Origin of the sequence: Streptomyces sp. NPDC096193 (genome assembly GCF_040302905.1) — a bacterium.
Taxonomy (GTDB): domain Bacteria; phylum Actinomycetota; class Actinomycetes; order Streptomycetales; family Streptomycetaceae; genus Streptomyces.
Map to the genome: position 1 here is coordinate 64,521 of NZ_JBEOSJ010000017.1, position 20,440 is coordinate 84,960.

Consider the following 20,440-nt stretch of genomic DNA (forward strand, 5'->3'; position numbering starts at 1 on the left):
CGCATTCTGGTCGTCATGGGTCCTCTTGGGACAGTGGGGGGTTGGGACCGGAAGGGAGATCTCGCTCCACGGCCCGTAGTTTCGCCGATCTTACTCAACTGTTCGATGACGACAAGAAGTTGCTGAAGTATCGGTCCGTGGTCGGTTTCGATCGTTACTTGACGACCGACGTGCCCTGATCCACGCTTCTTGCGTCCACGATCAAGGATTTCCTTCCAGCGAGGGGCGGGGTGGCCGATGACCGGCCCGGTGCTTGCCGTCGACCAGGGCACTTCCGGCACGAAAGCGCTGGTCATCTGCCCCGAACGCGGAGTGATCGGCACCGGATCGGCGACGGTGGAACCCCGCTACGGCGCGGGAGGCAGTGTCGAGGTCGATCCGGTGAGCCTGCTGACATCCGTGGTCGATGCGGGCCGGCAGGCCCTCGCCGACGCCGGGGAACCGGTCCACGCGGTCGGGCTCGCCAACCAGGGCGAGACGGTGCTGGCCTGGGATCCCGCGAGCGGCGATCCGCTCACCGACGCCATCGTCTGGCAGGACCGGCGGGCGGAGCCGCTGTGCGAGGAACTCGCCCCGCACGCCGATGAACTGACCCGGCTCACCGGTCTGCCCCTCGACCCCTACTTCGCCGCGCCCAAGATGGCGTGGATACGCCGCGAACGCACCCGCGACGGGGTCGTCACCACCAGCGACGCCTGGCTGGTCCACCGGCTCACGGGCGCCTTCGTCACCGACGCGGCGACCGCCGGCCGCACCCAGCTCCTCGACCTCGACCGGGTCGCCTGGTCGCCCGAGGCGCTCGGCATCTTCGGCCTGGACGGCGAACGGATGCCGGAGGTCGTCGATGCCGACGGGCCCGTCGGCATCACCACCGCCTTCGGCGACGGCATCCCGCTGACCGGGCTCCTCGTCGACCAGCAGGCGGCCCTCCTCGCGCAGCGCGTCACCGAGCCCGGCAGTGCCAAGTGCACATACGGCACAGGGGCGTTCCTGCTCGCGCAGACCGGATCGAACCCGCGCCGCACCGGCAGCGGCCTGGTCAGCTGTGTCGCCTGGCGGCTGGACGGACACACCAGTTACTGCCTGGACGGACAGGTCTACACGGCCGCCTCCGCCGTCCGCTGGCTCACCGACCTGGGCGTGATCGCGGGCGCGGCCGACCTGGACCCGGTGGGCTCGTCCGTGCCCGACAGCGGCGGTGTCACCTTCGTCCCGGCGCTCGCCGGACTCGCCGCCCCCTGGTGGCGGGGCGACCTGCGCGGCTCACTCACCGGACTCGGACTCGACACCGGTCCCGGGCATCTCGTGCGCGCGCTCTGCGAAGGCATCGCCGCCCAGGTCGTCGAACTGACCGACGCGGTCGCCGCCGACCTCGGCCGCCCACTGACCGGTCTGCGGGTGGACGGCGGACTCACCCGCTCCGCGCTGCTGATGCAGACGCAGGCCGATCTGCTGCAACTCCCGGTGGAAGTATCGGCCTTGCCCGATGTCACCGCGCTCGGTGTCGGCGCCGTGGCCCGGCTCGGCATGGACGCCGCACTGACCACCGACCAGGTGGTGCCGCTCTGGCGGCCCTCCGCCGTCTACGAACCGAGGATCGGCGCCTCGCAGGCGGCCGAACGCCTCGGGCGGTTCCGCGGCGAGGTGGCCGCGCTGCTGGACCGTACGCCCACGACCGCCGGGGGCGCGGGGACGGCCGGCGCATGACCGTCACCACCGCCGGGGCACTGCCGGACTCCCTCTACGACGTGATCGTCGTCGGCGCCGGGGTCGTCGGGTCGGCCATCGCCCGCGAACTCGCCCGCCACCGGCTGCGTACCGCCTTCGTGGACGCCTCCGACGACGTCGGCAACGGAACGTCCAAGGCCAACACGGCAATCCTGCACACCGGTTTCGACGCCGTGCCCGGTTCGCTGGAGGCCCGGCTCGTACGCGACGGACAGCGCCGTCTCGCGGCCTACGCGGCCGAGGCCGGTATCCCCGTCGAACCCATCGGCGCGCTGCTCGTCGCCTGGGACCGGGCACAGCTGGACGCGCTGCCGGTCCTCGCCGCCAAGGCCGAGCGCAACGGCTACCACGACGCCCGACCGGTCGACGCCGACGAGGTGCGCCGCCGCGAACCGCACCTCGGGCCCGGCGCGCTGGGCGCACTCGATGTCCCGGGCGAGAGCATCATCTGCCCCTGGACGATCACCCTCGCATACGCCACCCAGGCCGTCCGCGGCGGCGTCGACCTGCATCTCAACTGCCGGGTGCAGAGCGTCAGCGGCACCACTCACCACGAACTGGCCACCAGCCGCGGTCTGTTGCGCACCCGCTTCCTCGTGAACGCCGCCGGCCTGTACGCCGACGCACTCGACCGGCAGCTCGGCCACAACGGCTTCACCGTCACCCCGCGCCGCGGTCAGCTCATCGTCTTCGACAAGCTCGCCCGCCCACTGGTCCGCCACATCCTGCTCCCGGTGCCGACCGCCCTCGGCAAGGGCGTGCTCGTGTCCCCGACCGTGTACGGCAATGTGATGCTCGGCCCGACCGCCGAGGACCTGGACGACAAGCGGGCCACCGGCTCCACGGCCGAAGGACTCGCGCTCCTGCGCGAGCAGGGCCGACGGATCCTGCCGGAGCTGGTCACCGAGGAGGTCACCGCCGTCTACGCCGGTCTGCGCGCCGCCACCGAGCACGACGACTACCAGGTGCGCGCCCATGTCCGGCAGCGGTACATCACCGTGGGAGGCATCCGCTCCACCGGACTGACCGCCTCCATGGCCATCGCCGCGTACGTCATGGACCTGCTGTCCGACGTGGGACTCGACCCCGGTCCGGCCCGCGACCTGGAACCGGTGCGGATGCCGAACCTCGGCGAGGCATTCCCGCGCCCCTGGCAGCAGGCCGAGCTCATCGCCGCCGATCCGGCGTACGGCACCCTGGTCTGCCACTGCGAACGCGTCTCCCTCGGAGAGATACGCGACGCGCTGGACAGCACCGTCCCACCCGGCTCCCTGGACGGGCTGCGACGGCGGACCCGGGCCCGCGGTGGCCGCTGTCAGGGATTCTTCTGCGGGCCCGCGGTGCGCGCCCTGTTCGAGGAGGAACGGCGATGACCGCGCGCACGGTCGACGTCCTCGTCGTCGGGGCGGGCCCCGCCGGGCTCGCCGCCGCCACCCGCCTGGCCGCCGCCGGAGCGGGCCGGGTCGAGGTCGTCGAACGTGAGCAGCAGGCGGGCGGCATCCCGCGCCACTGCTGCCACGGCGGCTTCGGGCTCCGCGATCTGCACCGACCGCTCAGCGGCCCCGAGTACGCCCGCCGGCTCGTCCACGACGCCGTACGCTCCGGCGCCCGGCTGCGCACCGGCGTCACCGTCACCGGCTGGGCGGGCCCGCGCACCCTGGAGACCGTCGGACCGGCAGGTCTGGAGACCGTCTCGGCACGGGCCATGGTCCTCGCCACCGGAGCCCGTGAACGCCCGCGCAGCGCACGGCTCGTCCCCGGCACGCGGCCCGCGGGTGTCCTCACCGCCGGCGAACTCCAGCAGGCCGTCCACCTGCACGGCCAGTGGGTCGGCAGCCGCGCGGTCGTCGTCGGCGCGGAGCCGGTCGCCTTCTCCGCGGTGCGCACCCTGCGCGCGAGCGGCGCCGAGACCGTCGCCATGGTCACCGAACAGCCCCGCATCCTCGCGCCGTCACTGCGCCGACCCGTGCCCCTGCTGGCCAGGACACATGTCGTCGAACTGCTCGGCCGGCGCCGGCTGACCGGCGTACGGCTGCGTCACGAGGACGGGCGGACCACCACCCTCGGCTGCGACACCATCGTGTTCACCGGCGACTGGATCCCCGACCACGAACTGGCCCGACGCGGCGGGATCGCGCTCGACGCGGGCACCCGCGGACCGGCCGTCGACAGCGCCTTCCGCACGGCCGCACCCGGCGTCTTCGCGGCGGGGAATCTGCTGCACGGCGGTGAGCGGGCCGGGGTCGCCGCCGAGGAGGGCAGTGCCGCCGCGGAGGACGTGCTGCGCCACCTCGCGGGCGAGCCGTGGCCGGGCCCCGGGCTGCCCGTACGGGTCGAGGACCCGCTGCTGTGGGCCGTGCCGAACGTCGTCCACCCGCAGGGCCCGCAGGCGGTGCGGTTCGTTCTGCGCCCCCGTGCACCGCTGGCGCCGCCGCGTGTGCTGGTGAGCCAGGACGGCCGGGTGCTGCACCGGCAGCAGTTCCTGAGGCCCGCCCGGCCCGGCCGTCCGCTGCATGTGCGAGTCGGCCGGCTCGAAGGCCTGGACCCCGGTGGCGGCCCGGTGCTGATCAGCCTCTGACCGGCCCGAGAGCTGGTCCGAGCCTGCCGAACGTGACGTCCGAATTCCGCCAGCCCGGCCGCAGAGGCGGTGCCCATACTGGCCGTATGACGATCGAGGACAGCAGGTACGAGGCGGTGAGCAGCCGGGACGCCCGGTTCGACGGCGTCTTCTTCTTCGCCGTCTCCACCACCGGGATCTACTGCCGGCCCAGCTGCCCGGCGATCACCCCCAAGCGCCGGAACGTGACCTTCTACCGCACGGCGGCTGCCGCCCAGGGCGCGGGCTACCGCGCCTGCCGCCGCTGCCGGCCGGACGCGGTGCCGGGATCCGCCGAGTGGAACGCCCGCGCCGACGTCGTCGGCCGTGCGATGCGGCTGATCGGCGACGGGATCGTGGACCGAGAGGGCGTGGCGGGGCTCGCCGGCCGGCTGGGCTACAGCGCCCGCCAGGTACAGCGCCAGCTCAACGCCGAACTCGGCGCCGGCCCCATCGCGCTGGCCCGGGCCCAACGCGGACACACCGCCCGCGTACTGCTCCAGACGACGACCCTCCAGGCCGCGGAGATCGCATTTGCCGCCGGATTCGCCAGTATCAGGCAGTTCAACGACACCATGCGCGAGATCTACGCCGCGACGCCGAGCGAGATCCGCTCCGCCCGCCCCGGACGCACCTCACGCTTCGGTCCCGTCGCGGCGGCGAACGGCCGCGCCGGCGTACCCCTGCGGCTCGCCCACCGAGGCCCCTACGCCGCGGTCGAGGTCTTCGACCACCTCGACGCCCGTGCCGTCCCCGGCATCGAGGAGATCGTCGGCGAGCGAGGGTCCCGGACCTATCGGCGCACCCTGCGCCTCCCCGGCGGCGCCGGTGTGGCCGAAGTCGGTGAACAGCCGGGCGCGGGGGGCTGGCTGGAGTGCCGGCTGCATCTGACCGATCTGCGCGACCTGACGACAGCCACCCAGCGCGTGCGCCGTCTGTTCGACCTGGACGCGGACCCGTGCGCGGTCGCCGAACGTTTGGGGGCGGACCCCGCGCTCGCCCCCCTGGTCGCCGCCCGCCCCGGACTGCGCGCGCCCGGCGCGGCCGACCCGCACGAACTCGCTGTACGCGCCGTGCTCGGCCACAGGGCGGCGACCGCGGAGGAACGCCGTCGCGGCCACGCGCTCGTCGTCGCACACGGCCGTCCGCTGTGTGAACCGAGCGGCGGGCTCACGCATCTCTTCCCCGACGCCGCCACCCTGGCGGACGCCGACCAGCACGAAGTCGACCTGCCCGACGCGCGTCGGGCCGCCCTGCGCACCCTCACCACCGCGCTCGCCGACGGCACCGTGACTCTCGACCCCGGCGCCGACCGGGACGAGGCCGAACGCCGTCTGCTCGCCCTGCCGGGCATCGACCACTGGACGGCCGGCTACATCCGGATGCGGGCCCTGGGCGACCCCGACGTCCTCCTCACCGACGACCCGTCCGTCCGCGCGGGCATGCGCCGGGCGGGCGCGCAGGATTCCGACACCGAGGCGTGGCGGCCCTGGAGTTCGTACGCCATGCACCACTTCTGGAGCACACCATGACCGTCCGGAGCACCGAAGCCCCCGCCACCGAAGCAGTCCTCCCCACCACGGACTGGACGGCCGTCGCGGAGGAGATCGACGCGTACGGCTGCGCCCGGACGCCGCGCATCCTCGATCCGGCCGAGTGCCGGGCGATCGCCGCCCTCTGGGACGAGCCCGAGCAATTCAGGTCCACGGTCGACATGGCCCGCCACCGGTTCGGATCCGGCACCTACCGCTACTTCGCCGACCCGCTGCCGCCGACGGTCCAGGCGCTGCGTGCCGCGTTCTACCCGCGGCTGCTGCCCATCGCCCGCGACTGGGCCGAGCGGCTCAACCGGCCGGCACCCTGGCCCGACGAACTGGACGACTGGCTCGCGATCTGCCACCGGGCCGGACAGAGTAAGTCCTCACAGATCCTGCTGCGTTACGGTCCTGGCGACTGGAACGCCCTGCACCGTGACGTCTTCGGAGAAGCGGTCTTCCCCCTGCAAGTGGCCATCGGCCTGGACCGGCCCCGTACCGACTACACGGGCGGTGAGTTCCTCCTGGTCGAACAGCGGCCCCGCGCCCAGTCCCGCGGCACGGCGACCCTGCTGGAACAGGGCCACGCCCTGATCTTCACCACCCGCGACCGCCCGGTCCGCTCCAGCCGCGGCTGGTCGGCGTCACCGGTACGGCACGGAGTGAGCGCGATCAGGTCGGGGAAGCGGCACACCCTGGGGCTCGTGTTCCACGACGCATCGTGAGCTTTCGCAGGGCTGGTCAGGCGATCGACGCATCGGGACGAGGCCGGCGCCAGGCCGGTCAGACGGTTCAGGCGATCGACGCGGAGACGATCGCCGACACCGCCAGATTGCACGAGGCCGTCACCCACACCGCCGGATGCGGCTCCGGCTCCACGAGGGTCGCGCCGAGCTTGCCCGGCGTCACCAGGTCCACGACCAGGAACGCCACCGCCATCATCACCAGACCGAGGAGGCCGAACGCGGCCGTCGAGGCAAGGCCCTTGCCGAAGTTGTCGTACGTCGTCCAGATCGAGGTGAACACGATGCCGCCGATACCGAGGAGCGCGGAGCTCAGCAGCAGTGCGGCGTTGCGGTTGCGGTCCTCCCATATCTGACGGCCGAGCTTGCCCGGCGTCAGCAGGTCGATCAGGAAGATCCCGAGGATGAGGAGGACCACACCGAGTGCGCCGTACGCGCTCGCGCGGCCAAGTCCGTTGACGATGTCGCTCATTGAGGGGCCGGTCTCCGTGTCGATGAGGTTGATGCCGGTCAGGGCGCGCAAAATCTACCGCACGCCCCGCGGAGTGGATCAGGCACCCGCGTCACACGAATGGAGTAGCACTACCGAGGGTGGGCGGCCGGACGGGACGAGAGTGGTCACATGCGCCTCCGCGGCGGCATTCCACCCTTCGCGCCCCACCGGCACCGGGAGACACTCATGGCCCGCCTCAACCGACGTGACCTCGGACTGCTCGCCCTGCGCCTCGGCACCGGAACGGTGCTCGTGGCGCACGGATCGCAGAAGCTGTTCGGCTGGTTCGGCGGCCCAGGCATCGAGGGCACGGCCCAGGCCATGGAGGCCATGGGCTACCACCCCGGCCGCCAGAGCGCGATCGCCGCCGGGGTGGGAGAGGCGGGCGGCGGCGTGCTGCTCGCCCTGGGCCTCGCCACGCCGGCGGCCGGTGCGGCCGCGGCGGGAGCGATGGCGGGCGCGGTGGCGGTTCACGCCCCCGCCGGGTTCTTCGCCACGGCGGGCGGCTTCGAGTACCCGGCGTTCCTCGGCTTCACCGCGGCAGCCGTTGGCCTCGCCGGCCCGGGCCGCTACTCCATCGACCACGCCAGCGGGCACCTGTTCGACCGCGGCTGGACGCTGGCGGCGGCGTTCGTGGGGAGCGCGGTGGGTGCGGCGGTGGTGGTCGGGCGGCGGGCGAAGAGCCGGGTGGATGCCGAGTCGTAGGCGAGCCGGCTACACGGCCCCGGCTGAGGTGTCCTGGTGGCTCGACTCCCATTTCGGCGAGCACAACCCCCGCAAGGATCCGCACACGGCGGCCACCGTCGTCACCCAGGCGACCGTACTCTCGCGACGCTCTTCCCCACACAGACCCCCGATCACCTGGGGGCGCGGCGAGCCGGCAACCCGGGCCACCGCCTCGGCCCACGGCCTGGACGACGGCACGCTGCTGTCCCGTCTGGTCCTCCGCGGCATCGCGCCGGCCCGAGGTGTCGAGTTCCCCGTCGACACGCCTGCGCGCCGTGCCCTGTGGCGCATTGCCTCGTCACCCGCACGAGGCGCCCCACCGGCGGGCCGCCGGTGGGGCGGGGGAGGTCAAGCGGTCAGCCCACCTGCCGCAAGACGATCACTCATGTCGCTCACCAGCCCCTTGCCCGAACTGCCAGCTGTGGTGAGCAACTCTTCGAACGCCCGGAGACGACGGAACGTCTCGGCATACTCCGTCTGCTTCTCCAGGGGAAGCTGGAGCACCTGAAGACGCCGGATGTCGACCCTGGACGAACTGGAGGCGTGGGTGCCCGCCTGGCGCCCGTTGGCCGGCGCGCACAGACAGCCGGCGAGGAAGTGTGCTTCCAGCTTCTCCGCGTCCACCCGCAGGATGTAGAGCTGAGGGCCCAGGGCTATCGGCGTTCCTTCGTGGACCCACGCCTTGAAGGCTCGAGCCACACCGGCGACCACGACGTCGCCTTCCTCGGCGATGGATGGGGCCGAGCCGGTGGGGACCACCCCGCTGGGAGTGCCGTCGTTCAGAAGGTCGGCAACGGTGAGGAGCGGAACAGCGGCCCCCCGAGCCGGTGCAACCGACTCCGGCGGCTGCTGGCCGGCGCGCAGTGTCAGTGCTCCGGCTTTGACGAGGTCTCCCACCGTCGCTGTGGTCCGGGGAGTCCCGACCTCGAAGTCGAGTGCGGACAGAAGCCGCGCATCATCGGCCAGATCGGCCAGCAATGATCCGAAGTCGTCCCACCTGCCGGCGAGTTCCTTACGGGACGGCTCGGCAGTCGTCGCGGTGTAGCGCCCCGGAGTGACATCCACCTCGTCGTCGAGAAGGTCAAGGAGGGGCACACGGACGGCGCCCTGCGGCGGCTCCTGGTCCGCCTGCTCGAGGGTCGCCATCGCGGTGAGTACGAACGAACCGAGGCTGTCCCAGTCGGGGCTGGGCTCGCGTGTTCCCGACCTCGCGAAACGTGTGGCGTCCACCAGGAGGGCGTCCTGGCTCGGGGGAGCGGCGGCAGGGCCGGCCGGCGCCGCGCGGAGGATCCACAACTGTAGTGACACGCTGTGCGGTTGCGCGCTGCCAGGAGGCAGGGAGACGACCGCGCGGAGGGCTCCGGTGCGCAGCAGCGAACCGCGGATACGGCGGCCTGCCTTACGTGATGCGACGGCCGGCGGAAGGACGACCACGGCGGCCCCGCCCGGCTTGAGGAGGGCGAGCAGGTGCTGCACCCAGGCCAGTTCGGGCTCGGTGCGAGGGGGCAGGCCGTGCGTCCAGCGCTGGTCGGTGGCGAGCTCCTCGTAGCCCCAGTCACGTTCGTTGAAGGGGGGATTGCACAGCGCGATGTCAGCCATCGCTCCGGCGAAGGGGTCGTCCCGCAGTGCGTCGGCGGTGGCGATCTGCGTCCGGATGTCGTGGTCGTCCGTGAGGAACTCGAGCCGGCCGGCCGTCAACGCGGCCAGCGCCGGGTCCTTTTCGCACGCGAGTACCTCCAGCGCAGGGCTGTCGTACTCCTGCACGGCCGCGGCGGCCAGGTGTCCGGTACCGCACGCCGGGTCGAGAAGGGTCAGTCCGCCCTGTGCCGGGCCGGGGCGGACGGCGAGGGCGATCCGGGCCATCAGCGCGGCGAGTTGAGGCGGGGTGGTACTGAGCTGGCGGACATGGGTTTCCAGCCATCGTTGCAGCAGGAACTCGAAGGTCTCGCGCGGCCCTTCTTCCCGTCCCACCTTCGCTGCTTGGGCCACCAGGTCACGGGCTCGCGGGGAGAGTTCGGGGTGGGTGATCCGCGCCTTGGAGGAACGCATACGGCGAGCCGCTTCGGCGATGGCGAGCCCGGACTCGTTCCGGCTGCCGAGTGCCTCGAAACGCGGCCACAGGAGTTCCCGGCCGCCGATGTCCCTGAGCTTGCCGTTGCCTCGCAGCCACTGCTCGACCTCTGCCAGCGAGAACTGCGGACTGACGTCGGTGCCCCCGATCCGGCTGGGAAAGGAGTCATGACGGCGCCGCCAGTTGCTCACGGCGGCTCGCCCGACGCCGGCGATCCGGGCGATCTCGGCCAGGCTGACGGGGACGGCGTCATGGGCACTCATGGTTCAGTCTCCGAGGTACTTGGCGGCTGGGCTGGTCGGCGTTCCCAGCGGCCGTTCATGCGGGAAGGCTACTACCCTCATTGACTTTGTTCACAGCATGCATGTTCCATCGTGTTGTGTAGGGAATGTGGAGGTCGGCAAATATGTGGAGTCCCGTGCCGGGAATGGTGATCCATGACCGCTATCGGCTGGAGTCCATCCTGGGCCGCGGAGTGATGGGGCACGTGTGGCAGGGGCGCGACCTGCCTCTTGACCGGCCCGTCGCGGTGAAGACCGTCGCCACGGAACTGCTGGCCGTGGCGAGCAGCCGCGACGCCGCACTCGCACGGTTCGGCAGGGAGACGCGGGCGGCCGCGCGCCTCGACCACGCGAACGTCGCCACGGTCTTCGACGCGTCGATCGCGGGCGACACGTGCTGCCTGGTGATGGAACTGATCGACGGCGCCACGCTCGAGTACCTCTTCGACCAGCAGGAGGATGGCCGCTTCGACGTGCCCTCGGCGGCCGCCGTCGCCGCCCAGCTGTGCGCGGGGCTGTCCGCGGTCCACGCGGCCGACCTGGTGCACCGTGACCTCAAAACGCAGAACGTGATGGTCCGCCGCGACGGCGTCGTGAAGATCCTCGACTTCGGCCTGGTCAAGCTGCTCAGTGACACCGATCCGCGGCTGACGACGACCGGCGAGGGCGTCGGCAACCTCATCTGCGCCTCTCCCGAGCTGCTGGCCGGCCGGGACCGGCTCGACGGCCGCAGCGACCTGTACGCCGTGGGGTGCCTGCTGCACCACATGCTCACCGGTGAGACGCCCTTTCCCACGGATCAGCCTGCGCTCCTGGCCTCCCACCATCTCGCCTCGCCCCCACCCCTCGTCGCCGACGCGGGGGTACGTGTGCCCGGGGATCTCCAGGACCTGATCACGGCCCTGCTGGCCAAGCGGCCGGACGACCGTCCCGCGTCGGCGGCCGAGGTCTACGCCGCTCTGGCACCCCACCTGCCGAAGCCGGATCCCGGACTGGCCGTCAGGCGGACTCCGCCCGAGGACCCACGCCGTCCCTTCCTGGTCCCCCAGGGCCCTGTGCCGCTGTGAGCGACAGAGCCACCCGGTTCCAGAGGGCTCTGATCGTTGCAGCCCGCACTTTCTTGGTCACGCGCGGCACAGGAGTCTCGTGACCGGTGACAGAATGGCCCGGTCGGCCGGGGAGCCGCGACGCTCCCGGTCGCGGGAGGCGGCGGGCGCGGCAGGCACCGGAACTGAGGGCGGGGCGCGATGGGGCGGAGCCTTGGGCGGTACGAGCTGACGCACGAGCTGGGCCGGGGCGGGATGGGCGTCGTCTGGGCGGCCCACGATCGCGATCACGACCGCGAGGTCGCCGTCAAGCTCCTCGCGACCCGCGGCCGTGGCCCCGAACCGAGCACGCTGGAGCGCCGGTTCCTGCGCGAGATCCGCCTGACCGGTCGCTTGCGGCACCCGGGTGTCCCCGCCGTCCACGACCACGGCAATCACGAGGGCGAGCTGTTCCTGGTCATGGATCTCGTCCCGGGCCGCGCCCTGGACGCCGTCCTCAAGAACGATGGCCCTCTGCGTGTCGAGCAGGCCGCGGACGTGGCCCGCCGCACGTCCGAGGTGCTGTCCTACGCCCACGGTCAGGGGGTCGTGCATCGCGACCTGAAGCCGTCGAACCTGATGCTGACCCCCGACGGGGAGATCAAGGTCCTGGACTTCGGGGTCGCCGCGGCTCTGGAGCCCGAGCCCGGCGAGACCCGTTTCACCGCTGCCAACGCCACTCCCGGCACGGTCGTCTATATGGCGCCCGAACAAGCCGTCGGCCGGACCGTGCCCGCGAGCGACCTGTACTCGCTGGGATGCGTCCTGTACGAGCTGCTCACCGGCGCGCCCCCTTTCACTGACGCCAGCCCGTTCATGCTGTACCACCGGCACGCAAACGACGCCGTCCCGCCGCTCGCCGACCGTCGCCCCGGCGTACCGGACGGCCTGCGGGCGCTGGTCGAGCGGCTGCTGTCGAAGAAGCCCGAGGACCGGCCCGCCTCCGCCGAGGAGGTGGCCGCCCTGCTCGCCGCCTGGGCGCCCCGACCGGCTCGCCTCGCCGGGACCACGCCCGCTCACCCGCGGCTGGACGAGCTGGCCGCCCTGCGCCGGGCAGGACGTCCGGCCCGCGCTCTGGAGGAGTACCGCGAGCTGATGGCCGACCCCGGCCTCGATCGCGCGGGCACGCTCGCCGCCCGGGCCGGAGCCGCCCTGTGCGCGGGGGCACTCGGCCGCACCCGCGAGGCCTTGGACGAGCTGAAGTCCGTCCTCGCCGAACAGCGCAGCCTGCTCGGTCCGGGCCACCCCGCCGTGCTGGACACCCGCTACGAGATCGCCGTTCTGCTGATCCGTACTGGGGAACGGCATGCCGCCGAGGGGCTGTTGCGCCGTCTGGCCGACGAGGAGGAGACGGTCCTGCCCGAGTCCGACGACGGGCATGGACGGAGCCGGACGCTGCTGGGGCGGCTGCGTCGCATGGGCTGAGGGTCACCGGTGATCCCAACCGCCGATCCGGTGGTTTGTAATCTCTGTTCACAGGATATGGCTCGTGCTAATGTGCCGTCACGTCGTTCCGGAGGGGAGACAGGACACGGGACACTGTCTGCGGACGACGGCAGGTGAACACCGAGGGGAACAGCGCCCATGACGCCAGCAGCTCAGCGCGAGACCGAGCGGACGGGGGCGCAGCCGCTCCCCGAAGAAGGGAATCTGGTCGAGGTGCGCGGCCAGTCCTGGGTGGTCGCCCGCGTCGAGCCGTCTCCGGCCGCGTCCGACGGCGAGGAGAACCGGCGCCCCGCGACCCTGGTCCACCTCCAGTCCGTCGCCGACGGCCGCTTCGGCGACACACTCTCCGTCATCTGGGAGGTCGAGCCCGGCCGCCGCGTCCTGCCCGCCGGCTCCCTGCCCGACGCCTCCACGGGCTCCTACGACTCCCCGAACCGCCTCGCCGCGTTCCTCGACGCCGTCCGCTGGTCGGCCGTCGCCTCCGCCGACGGCAGGACCCTCCAGGCCCCGTTCCGCTCCGGCGTCGCCGTCGAGCCGTACCAGCTGGAGCCGGTCTCCCGGGCGGTCGGCGCTCCCCGCGTCAACCTCCTCCTCGCCGACGACGTCGGCCTCGGCAAGACCATCGAGGCCGGCTTGGTCGTGCAGGAACTCATGCTGCGCGGCCGGGCCCGCCGCACCATGGTCGTCTGCCCCGCCGGCCTCACCCTCAAGTGGCGCGACGAGATGGCCGAGAAGTTCGGCCTGGAGTTCACCATCGTCGACTCCGAGCACTGCGCCCGCCTGCGGCGCACCCACGGCACCGCCGCCAACCCCTTCCGGGTTCACCCGCTGACCATCGTCTCCCTGCCCTGGCTGCGTGGCCACAAGGCCCAGCGCCTCCTCGACGAGGTCATCGGCGCCCCCGAGGAGAGCACCGACGGCGAGCACAAGCGCTTCTTCGACCTGCTCGTCCTCGACGAGGCGCACCACGTCGCGCCCGCCGCGCCCAAGCAGGTGTACGCGGTCGACTCCCAGCAGACCAAGCTGATCCGGCGCCTCGTCCCGCACTTCGAGCACCGGCTCTTCCTCTCCGCGACCCCGCACAACGGCTACCCCGAGTCGTACACCGCGCTCCTCGAACTCATCGACGACCAGCGCTTCGCACGCGGTGTGGACCCGGACAAGGAAGCCCTCAAGGACACTGTCGTACGACGCCTGAAATCGACGGTCACCAATGCCGACGGCACGCCCCGCTTCCGCACCCGCAAGACCCTCGAACTCTCCGTCGACTACACCCAGCAGGAACGCGAGGTCCACCAGCTGCTGGGTGCCTTCGCCGAGTTGCGGCGCGGGAAGCTGACTCCGAAGGCCCGGGGCGGCCGCCGCGCCGCCGACCTGGTGACCCTGCTGCTGAAGAAGCGGCTGTTCTCCTCCCCGGCGGCCTTCCTCCACACCGTCCAGGTCTACCTCTCCCACCTGGAGGACACCGGCCCCGCGCGAGGCCGTACGGCCGCGGCCGAAGTCCCCGAGTGGCTGGAGGAGTTCGCGGACCTCGTCGCCGACCTCGACGACACGGGTCTGGTCGACGCCGAGGACGACGCGCTGACCCGCTCCACCTCGCTCACCCCGGCGGAGGACGGCCGGGAACTGGACCTGCTTCAGGAGATGGAGCGCTGGGCACTCACCCACGAGGCCGCGCCCGACTCCAAGGCAGAGGCGCTGATCGCCGAACTCAAGGCCGTCTGCCGCCCCGACGGCAAGAAGTGGACCAACGAACGGGTCGTGGTCTTCACCGAGTACCGCGACACCCAGAAGTGGCTCCACGACCTCCTCCAGCAGGAGCAACTCACCGACGGGGGCCGCGTCGAGCGCCTGCACGGCGGCCTGTCCGCCGAGGAGCGCGAGCGCATCCGCCTCGGCTTCCAGACCGAGCCGTCCCGCGCGGAGGGCAAGGTCCGCATCCTCCTGGCCACCGACGCCGCCGGCGAGGGCATCGACCTCCAGAACCACTGCCACCGCCTGATCAACTACGACATCCCCTTCAACCCCAACAAGCTCGAACAGCGCATCGGCCGTGTCGACCGCTGGGGCCAGAAGCACGACCCGGAGATCACCCACTTCATCGGCTCCGGCTGGCAGCAGGCCCAGGCCGGCTCGTACGAGGCCGACCTGGAGTTCCTCTCCCGGGTCGCCAAGAAGGTCGCGCGCATGGAGCACGACCTGGGCTCCGTCAACGCCGTCCTCGCCGACGCCGTACAGCGCCGGATGACCGGTGACACCGCACCGGTCGACATCGAGAACGCCAAGCCCAAGCCGATCAAGGGCCGTCGCACGGGCGGCGAGGTCGCCCCGGAGCAGAACGTCACCGCGCAGACGAAACGGCTCGGCGACCAGTACGACGAGACGGTGACCGCGCTCGGCCTCACCCCGGGCAACGTCAAGCGCGTCGTGGACACCGCCCTCGCCCTGGACAATCAACCGCCGCTGCTGCCGTCCACCCTGCGCGCGGAGGACTTCGAGCCGGGCGACCTCTTCGACGTACAGCCCCTGTCCGGCAGTTGGGAGCGGGCCACCCGCGGCCTCGCCCACAAGCTCCGCGAGGGCGAGCAGCGCCCGCTCACCTTCTCCCCGGCGGTGGCCGCCCAGGCGAAGGACGACGTCGTCCTCGCCCACCTCAAGCACCCGCTCGTGGCCCTCTCCACCCGCCTGCTGACCGCCGCCGTCTGGAACGCGGACCTGATCGGCCTCCACCGCGTCACCGCCGTCGTCTCCGACGACCCGGCCGTCACCACCACCCTCGTCTCCGCGTACGCCCGGTACGTCCTCGTCGGCACCGACGGCACCCGCCTGCACGAGGAAGTGCTGTACGCGGGCGGCTGGTTCGGCGACACCGGCCGCTTCCGCCGCTGGGAGTCGGTGAACGAACAGGGCAGGGTCCTCTCCCGGGCACTCACCGACGGCGTCGAGGCGGCCCCGCACCTCCGCAGGGAACTCACCGAGGCCTGGCAGAGGCTTCGCGACCCCCTCTACCGGTCCCTGGAGGCCCGCGCCGGTGAACTCGGCCGCCAGCTGGAGAGCAGGCTCGCCGACCGCCGGACGGAGGAGGAGAGCCGTATCACCGCGACCCTCGACCGCTTCGAGGCCACCCTGCGCGCCAAGCTCAAGGAGGAGGGCGACGGTGAGGGCGAACAGCTCGCGCTGCTGTCCGCCCACGAGCTGACCGGCCACGAGCGCCGCCAGTTCGAGGACGACCGCCGCCGCTGGCAGGAACGCCTCGAAGGCCTCCCCGCCGAACGGACACGCGAACTCGCCGCCATCGCCGCCCGCTACCGCGAGCCCCGCTCCCACCTCTTCCCCGCCGCCGTCGTCTTCGTGATCCCCGCAAAGGAAGCCCGCCGATGAGCCCCCGCCGCCCCATGAGCGCCGGAGTAGCCGCCGCCAAGGCCCAGGCCGCCGACGGCCGCAGGCAGCACCAGGAGTGGCTCGACCTCACCGAGGTCTCCGGCCCCTTCCTGACCATGCCCGTCCTGCTGCGCGCCTGGCCCCAGCTCGACGCCCTGGAGAAGGACGAGCGCGCCCGCCTCCGCGCCCGCCACGCCGACTGGCAGACGGACACGACGGCGGGCCGCGACGAGTGGGTGGCGTACGTGCTGGGCCGCCTGCTGGGCTGGGACGACGCGTTGGCGTTCCGCCAGGGCGACTCCGAGCACCACGGCCTCGACCGCCTCACCCTGCGCGTGGCGGAGCACAACACCGAGGTGCGCCCCGATTTCGCGCTGGTCGAACCGGGCACGGACCTCGCGGTCGAACCGGACGCGGAGTCGGCCGCCAAGCGGGTACGCCTGCTCGGCATGACGGTCCCGGCGGGTACGGCGCCCACGGCCCGCGTCGGCGGTGGCGGCGACTGGTCCGCGGCCCCCGCCGACCGCCTGGCCCGCCTCCTGCGCCACCACGGCGTACCGCTCGGCCTGGTCACCGACGGCCGCTGGTGGTGCCTGGTCTGGGCCCCGCTTGGCGGCGTCACGACCACGGTCGTCTTCGACTCCATCGGCTGGAACGAGCGGGCGGAGCGCAACGTCGTCCGCGCGTTCGTGTCCCTGCTGCGGCGCCGCCGCTTCTTCGAGTACGACGACGCCGAGACGCTGGTCGGCCTGCTCAAGGCCAGCCTCGCGGCGGGCGAGGATGTCACCGAGGCGCTTGGCGTGCAGGTGCGCCAGGCGGTCGAACTCCTCGTGGACGCCATAGGGCGCGCGGACGTGCGGGCGGTCGAGCACGGGGCGCCGAGCCTGCACGCGTCCGGCGTCAGCGCGGGCGAGGTGTACCGCGGCGCGGTGGCGGTCATGATGCGCGTCGTCTTCCTGCTGTTCGCGGAGGAGCGGGTCCTGCTCCCGGCGGACAACGAGGTGTACGCCCGCTCCTACTCCGCCCGCTTCCTGCGCGACGAGCTGAAGGCGCGGGCGGACGAGGAGGGCGAGACGTCGCTGGAGCACACGACGTCCGCGTGGCACCGCCTCATCGCCCTCTTCCACGCCGTGCACGGGGGAGTGGACCACCCGGGTTCGGGCTTCCACCTTCCCGCGTACGACGGTTCGATCTTCGACCCGGACAAGTACCCGTGGCTGGAGCGCACCACCCCGCTCCTCCCCATCGATGACCGCACGGTCCTGCACATGCTCCAGGCCGTGCAGGAGGTCCGCGTCGGCAGGGGCAAGGACCGAGAGGTCCGCACGCTCAGCTTCCGCGCGCTGGACGTCGAACAGATCGGCTACGTGTACGAGGGTCTGCTGTCGTTCGACGGACGCAGGGCCACCGAGCACATGGTGGGGCTGATCGGCCCCCAGGGCCTGGAACACGAGGTCGGTCTGCGGGAGTTGGAGGCGCTGGCGGCGAAGGCCGGCGGTTCCGTGAAGACGCTCGCCACGTCCGTCCACGAGAAGTGGAAGGACCCCAAGCCCCCTGCGACGGCTGGCCAGTTGGAGAAGAAGCTGGCTCCGCTCGGCACGGAGGACGCGGCGGAGGCACGGCGCCGGCTGAACGCGGTGACGAAGGACCCTGCACTGACGGAGCGGCTGCTGCCGTTCGTCGGCATCCTCCGGGACGACCTGCGGGGCCTGCCGACGGTCATCCCGAACGGCGCGCTGTACGTCACGGAGTCCTCCCTGCGGAAGAACACGGGCACGCACTACACGCCCCGGTTTCTCGCGGAGGAGGTCGTGCTGCACGCGCTGGAGCCGCTGGTGTACGAGCCGGGCCCGCTCCAGACGGCGGACACGGGGGAGTGGCGCCTGAAGTCGGCGGACCAGATCCTCGACCTGAAGGTCGCGGACATCGCGATGGGCTCGGCGGCGTTCCTGGTCGCGGCCTGCCGTTACCTGGGCGACCGCCTGATCGAGGCGTGGGAATCCGAGGGCCGCGCGGACGCGATGGCGTACCGGGCGGGGCGGGCCGTGGACGCGGTGACAGCGGTGGACGCGGAGCAGGACCCGGTGGTCGTCGAGGCCCGGCGCCAGATCATCGAGCACTGCCTGTACGGCGTCGACATCAACCCGATGGCGGTGGAGATGGCCAAGCTGTCGCTGTGGCTGGTGTCGATGGACCCGGGGCGGCCGTTCACGTTCCTGGACGACCGGTTGGTGGCGGGGGACTCGCTGCTGGGCGTGCACCACATGGAGCAGATCCAGTCGGTGCACATGAAGCCGAGCGGGCAGACCGACGTCCTGGCCGAGCAGGCGTGGCAGTTGGTGGACCAGTTGACGCGGGAGCGGCTGGCCATCACAGCCATCCAGGGCGTGGACCTGCCTGCGCTCCAGGAGAAGCGGGAGCGGTTGGAGGAGGTCAACCGGCATTCGCGGCGGCTGCGGCTGGTGGGCGACCTGATCGCGGGGGCGGCGATTGCCACTTGTGCTTCGGGGCGGGTGCCTTGGTACGAGGGGGAGGGCGGAGAGCGGGTCCGGGACCTGTTCCCTCGGGCTGCGTGGATCGTGCAGCGGATCATGGAGGACGGGGTCGAGGACGACTCCGAGGTGGTGCGGGGGGCTCGGGTTACGGCGGAGGAGTGGCTGGTGGCGGAGCTGCCGGAGGGGGGTTTGGTCCGGAAACCATTTCACTGGCCACTTGCGTTTCCTGAGGTATTTTCTCTAGGGGAGGGCTTCGATGCAATTGTAGGAAATCCTCCGTTTCTGGGCGGCAGTAAAGTCACCGGGGCGTTCGGTGAGGCTTACCGTGAAGAGCTCATCGATCGTGTAGCTAACGGAAAGCGAGGCAACGCTGATCTTGTCGCCTACTTTGTTCTGAGGGTTCATCAGCTACTCAACACTGAGGGGCAAGCGGGGCTAATCGCAACGAACACCCTAGCTCAAGGGGACACTCGCGAAGTCGCGCTGGACCAGTTGGCGAATATTGGTGTGACTTTCCGGCGAGCTGTAAAAACTGCACCATGGCCAGCGAGCTCAGCGGTACTGGAATACTGTGCGATTTGGACGACCGGCTCCATGGGAGCTGACGCTGTTCCCATACTGGCGGGTGTTCCTGTATCCAAGGGTATTTCAACTTCGCTCACTCCCGTAACTCGCCAGTCATCGCTCGTGGAGCCTCTTGCGGTCAACGCTGGGATCTCCTTCACTGGGAGCAAGATCGACGGTATTGGTTTCACCTTGCCGCGCGATGAAGCTATGCGATGGATTGAAGGAGATGGGCGGTATAGGGAAATCCTCTTTCCGTTCGTCAATGGAAAGGATGTCAATAATCGACCCGATCATGTATCGGATCGATGGGTTATCAACTTTCATGACTGGCCGGAAGGGCGGGCTGAGGAATATCCCCTGGCGTACGCCAAATCACTTCGCGACGTGAAGCCTGAGCGAGACAAGAATAATCGCAAGGTGTATCGCGACTATTGGTGGCAGTACGCTGAGAAGCGTCCTGCGATGCTCGCGGCTATCTCCGGCTTGCCGTATTGCATCGTGATGACTATTCATACGCCTACTGCCATGCCGGTTCTGGTGCCGACAGGTCAGGTGTTCTCGCACGCACTCGCTTTGTTCGCATCTGAGGACCATGCGCTTCTCGCTCTATTGAGTAGCGCTCCGCATTACTGGTGGGCCTTGGACCGTGGCTCAACAATTAAGGGCGACTTGCGCTATACGACCACCGATGTCTTCGAGACTTTGGTTCGCCCCCTTCTGACGGAACGACTTGGCAAGGCAGGAGAGCGGCTCAACTCGCATCGGCAGCAGCTGATGCTCTCTCGTGGAATGGGGCTTACTGACACCTGCAACCTGGTTCATCAGCCAGAGTGCCAAGATCCAGAGATCGTCGAACTCCGCCGAATCCACGAGGAGATCGACAAGGCCACTGTTGAGGCCTACGGCTGGCGTGACCTCCTCGACGATTCCGGGCAGAGCTCACCCGCCGATTCGACCCATGAGACGTTCCCACTCGACCACGGCTTCCAAGAGACCGACCAAGGCACCCGTTACACCATCGGTCTCCTCGCCCGAACCGAGATCATCGACCGTCTGCGCCAACTGAACCACCAGGCATACGCTGATGAGGTTCACCTCGGGCTGCACAAGGGTGTGACGGAGAAGAAGGCGCGAGAGAAGCACCCAGACCTGCCCCCGCCGTCGCCCGAAGCCATTCGGAAGCGCAAGGAGCAGCTGGCCGCGCGAGGTGGGTCGGATTTCGGTGAGGGCGCTGAGGGCGCCCTGTTCTGAGCCGACAGCATGACAACGGGCTCGCTCCCCTCACCTCAAGTG

12 protein-coding genes and 1 pseudogene are annotated in these 20,440 nt (G+C 70.9%); 11 read left to right on the forward strand and 2 right to left on the reverse strand.

Annotated features, from left to right (window positions below; translation table 11 throughout):
• The first annotated feature begins 237 nt into the window (after positions 1-237).
• The 5 genes from ABTX78_RS23795 to ABTX78_RS23815 all read left to right on the forward strand — a co-directional run bounded on the left by ABTX78_RS23795 (position 238) and on the right by ABTX78_RS23815 (position 6,584).
• Positions 238-1,707 (forward strand): FGGY family carbohydrate kinase, encoded by a 1,470-nt coding sequence (locus ABTX78_RS23795; protein ID WP_352208807.1) that lies wholly within the window; start codon positions 238-240, stop codon positions 1,705-1,707.
• Entirely contained in the window at positions 1,704-3,101 is a 1,398-nt protein-coding gene (locus ABTX78_RS23800) for an FAD-dependent oxidoreductase (protein ID WP_352208808.1), read from the forward strand. Before ABTX78_RS23795 ends, ABTX78_RS23800 begins: the two co-directional genes overlap by 4 nt.
• A complete protein-coding gene (locus ABTX78_RS23805) occupies positions 3,098-4,306 on the forward strand; it encodes an NAD(P)/FAD-dependent oxidoreductase (protein WP_352208809.1) in 1,209 nt (402 codons plus the stop codon). The genes ABTX78_RS23800 and ABTX78_RS23805 overlap by 4 nt, the downstream gene beginning before the upstream one ends.
• A gap of 86 nt (positions 4,307-4,392) precedes the next feature.
• A complete protein-coding gene (locus tag ABTX78_RS23810) occupies positions 4,393-5,856 on the forward strand; it encodes an AlkA N-terminal domain-containing protein (RefSeq protein WP_352208810.1) in 1,464 nt (487 codons plus the stop codon).
• Entirely contained in the window at positions 5,853-6,584 is a 732-nt protein-coding gene (locus tag ABTX78_RS23815) for a 2OG-Fe(II) oxygenase (RefSeq protein WP_352208811.1), read from the forward strand. Before ABTX78_RS23810 ends, ABTX78_RS23815 begins: the two co-directional genes overlap by 4 nt.
• A gap of 67 nt (positions 6,585-6,651) precedes the next feature.
• Here the strand turns inward: ABTX78_RS23815 and ABTX78_RS23820 are convergent, their stop codons facing one another.
• Positions 6,652-7,074 (reverse strand): DUF350 domain-containing protein, encoded by a 423-nt coding sequence (locus ABTX78_RS23820; protein WP_352208812.1) that lies wholly within the window; start codon positions 7,072-7,074, stop codon positions 6,652-6,654.
• A gap of 207 nt (positions 7,075-7,281) precedes the next feature.
• On the opposite strand from ABTX78_RS23820, the gene ABTX78_RS23825 reads away from it, so the two are divergent.
• Both ABTX78_RS23825 and ABTX78_RS23830 read left to right on the forward strand, forming a co-directional pair.
• Positions 7,282-7,800, forward strand: a complete 519-nt coding sequence (locus ABTX78_RS23825) for a DoxX family protein (RefSeq protein ID WP_352208813.1) — start codon at positions 7,282-7,284, stop codon at positions 7,798-7,800.
• Positions 7,787-8,104: pseudogene (locus ABTX78_RS23830) on the forward strand (TIGR02679 domain-containing protein); the annotation flags it as partial. The gene ABTX78_RS23825 and the pseudogene ABTX78_RS23830, both read left to right, overlap by 14 nt.
• Before the next feature lie 65 nt (positions 8,105-8,169).
• On the opposite strand, the gene ABTX78_RS23835 reads toward ABTX78_RS23830, so the two are convergent.
• Positions 8,170-10,155 (reverse strand): N-6 DNA methylase, encoded by a 1,986-nt coding sequence (locus ABTX78_RS23835; RefSeq protein WP_352208814.1) that lies wholly within the window; start codon positions 10,153-10,155, stop codon positions 8,170-8,172.
• A gap of 164 nt (positions 10,156-10,319) precedes the next feature.
• Here ABTX78_RS23835 and ABTX78_RS23840 point away from each other — a divergent pair, with 164 nt between their 5' ends.
• The 4 genes from ABTX78_RS23840 (at position 10,320) to ABTX78_RS23855 (ending at position 20,398) form a co-directional block, all read left to right on the forward strand.
• Entirely contained in the window at positions 10,320-11,240 is a 921-nt protein-coding gene (locus tag ABTX78_RS23840; RefSeq protein WP_352208815.1) for a serine/threonine-protein kinase, read from the forward strand.
• Positions 11,241-11,420: 180 nt separating this feature from the next.
• On the forward strand, positions 11,421-12,683 hold the full coding sequence (locus ABTX78_RS23845; protein ID WP_352208816.1) for a serine/threonine-protein kinase: 1,263 nt from the start codon (positions 11,421-11,423) through the stop codon (positions 12,681-12,683).
• A gap of 159 nt (positions 12,684-12,842) precedes the next feature.
• On the forward strand, positions 12,843-16,085 hold the full coding sequence (gene drmD / locus ABTX78_RS23850; RefSeq protein ID WP_352208817.1) for a DISARM system SNF2-like helicase DrmD: 3,243 nt from the start codon (positions 12,843-12,845) through the stop codon (positions 16,083-16,085).
• The gene (locus tag ABTX78_RS23855; protein WP_352208818.1) at positions 16,082-20,398 is read left to right on the forward strand and encodes an Eco57I restriction-modification methylase domain-containing protein; all 4,317 of its coding nucleotides are present in this window, start codon (positions 16,082-16,084) and stop codon (positions 20,396-20,398) included. Before drmD ends, ABTX78_RS23855 begins: the two co-directional genes overlap by 4 nt.
• The last annotated feature ends 42 nt before the right edge of the window (positions 20,399-20,440 follow it).